The organism is Haemophilus sp. HMSC066D02 (genome assembly GCF_001810545.1).
Lineage (GTDB): Bacteria > Pseudomonadota > Gammaproteobacteria > Enterobacterales > Pasteurellaceae > Haemophilus_D.
In genome coordinates this window covers 1-2494 of record NZ_KV801820.1, presented here as the reverse complement: position 1 = coordinate 2494, position 2494 = coordinate 1, and the positions used below count along the sequence as shown (strand labels likewise).

General features: G+C 41.9%; 2 protein-coding genes. Both read right to left on the bottom strand.

All coding sequences use genetic code 11. The features are described from left to right. A partial coding sequence (locus tag HMPREF2750_RS07145; protein WP_148130010.1) for a two-partner secretion domain-containing protein occupies window positions 1-1904 on the bottom strand: 1904 nt, incomplete at its 3' end. A gap of 71 nt (window positions 1905-1975) precedes the next feature. Further along, on the bottom strand, window positions 1976-2494 hold a 519-nt coding region (locus HMPREF2750_RS07140), incomplete at its 5' end, for a ShlB/FhaC/HecB family hemolysin secretion/activation protein (RefSeq protein ID WP_148130009.1).

Below are 2494 nucleotides of genomic sequence, written 5' to 3'. Positions count from 1 at the left end.
AAACGCTCACGCGCGGCAATCACAGCAGATTTGTCCCCTTCCTCAAGGTTATTTAAACTATCCCCCTGTAAAGCAACATGGTCACCATAAATACGACCGGTCCCTAAGTTATTGATGGTTACCGCTTTTGCAACAGTCAATGCACCATCAATTAAGCCTCGGTTAGTCAACGTATTTGTATTAATGCGTGTTTCATTACCACTAATTTCAGCATCTTTAGTGTTTTCTACATTAGCCGCTTTAACATCCGCCTTATTACCAACACGTAATTGGCTATTGTTTTTAAAATCCCCTTCGGTTTTAAAATCTAAATTACCACCAACTTGGAAAGCGTTATTTAAGGTTAAACTATCTTGTAAACGAACCGTTAAATCCCCTTTGGTTCTGATATCACCTTCATTTGCCAACGTCTTCGCTTTTAACTCAATTGATTTGCCCGCTTCAATCTCACCTTGTTTATTATCAATAGTTTGAGCAACATCTAGTTGGGTATGCTCATCACTGTAGATGCCCCCTTGTTGGTTAGAAAGATTTTCAGCTGTAATAGCCACTTGAGCACCACGGATACCTTGTTCCGTGTTGCCGCCAGCTTTTGTCCCTTGGTTATCTACATGTTTCGCTTTAATGCTCGCTTTCTCTGTTGCAACAATCAAAGAGCCTTTATCCGATTGCTTGCGGTTATCCACGTTGTTCGCGTTAAGCTGAACCTGTTTACCGGCAATGACACCCTGTTTGTTATCAATGTGTTGAGCATTAAGTTGGGCCTGAGCTTTAGCATAAACGGTGCCACGGTTCTCAATATTCTTTTTCGCATTGAGTTCGGCATTTTCGCTACCACCAATAAAGCCTTCATTCACAATCTTACCTTGGCTATCGATTTTCACGCTTCCTGCCGATGCACCAATGTGTCCCGCATTGCGTACACCAAGGCCTTGTCCGTTATCCACTAAATGGATTTTCTCCGCATACATCCCACCTAATTGGCTCACATCCACACTGTAGCTTTGATTTTCACTTTGAGTGTCTGAAGTGCGGTCAGTGTTATCGGTGTTTTTATCACCCACGTACACAACCGAATCATTAGTGCGGTCAACGTTATTTTTACCCGTGGTAACTTTAATGCCTTTCTTCGACCAAACCCCACCTTTGATTTCGGCTTTCTCCGCGATAATATCGGTGTAATCAGATTGACTGTTATCCATGCCTTTTTGGCCAACAGTCACTTTACCGCCTTTAACGTGATAGCCTTTTAACTCACCATTTTCTACATCCGCTTTACCTGTTGTCAGCGTGGTGCGTCCAGCATTAATCACACCACAACCATCACATTGAATACCACTTGGGTTGGCAATCACCACATCTGCTTTTTTGCCTGCGACTTCCACATAACCTTTTAAACGGCTTGGATTAGCGGAGTTCACCTCGTTAAGAATAACTTTTGCTTCACCGCGAGCAAGATTCGGGTTACCTTGCACCCAGCCTGCCATTTGCGTTTGTGCCGCTTTACGAGCATTGTTTAACACGGCACCTTTCTCTGCTACATCAAATTGAGAATATTGGTTACGAGATACCCCACCAGCACTTGGTGTTTGAATATTTACTTGCGGTAAACCATTGCCGGTTTGAAGTACTGTAGGTTGTTGATTACCCGGTGCAGATTTATCTGCACGAATGGCCATATCTTCTGCATGAACAGAAGGGGATAAGAAGACAAAGCCTAATGCTAACATTAAGCTAAAATGAATAGGATTAAGTGAAAGTGTACTTGAAAATAGTCCTGTTTTTTCTTGTTCTGGACTCACATTTTCACTTTGTGCTTTACCTTGAGATTTTGCTAACTCAGATACCACCACAAGCTGGTTTAATATACGGCTAAAAATCACTTTATAATGACGTTTATTCATTTTTTTAATTTCCTTTAAAGTTTTAAATTCTGTTTGGTTTTAATCAATTTATTCATCTAAAAGCGTGAGCATTAAAAACGGTAGCTCACATTAAATCCGGTTGTCACATGACTGGTTCTAAATCCTTCCGGTTTTTTAATTGGGACACCCACAAAATAATCATAGTTAATGCCCCATAATTTACCGCGAAGTCCAATTGCCCCCCCCATTAAGCTATCACCAATTTGAAGCTCTTCTTGGCTGGAGTGCACCTTACCTCGGTCAATCCCTAAATAAAGCTCATGTCCTTTATTAGCAATATCCCAACCCAACTCATTTCGCCATAACCAACCTTTTTCACCGGAAAGCGATAGCTCACCATCAAATCCGCGTACGGTATAACGACCACCAATACTCAATTTATCTTGTTGTGTTAAAGGTGTGCCGTTCCATTGTCCATTCCAGCTGGTGTTAAAGCGGAAAGGCTGGTTGCCGATAGTGAAAGGATAGGTAAAATCAATGCCTGCAGTAAAAATCTGCATTCGGGAAGTCCCTTCACCAAACGCTTCTTCCGGAGCAGGTAAGGATTTATTCCCACCCGTACCACGTTT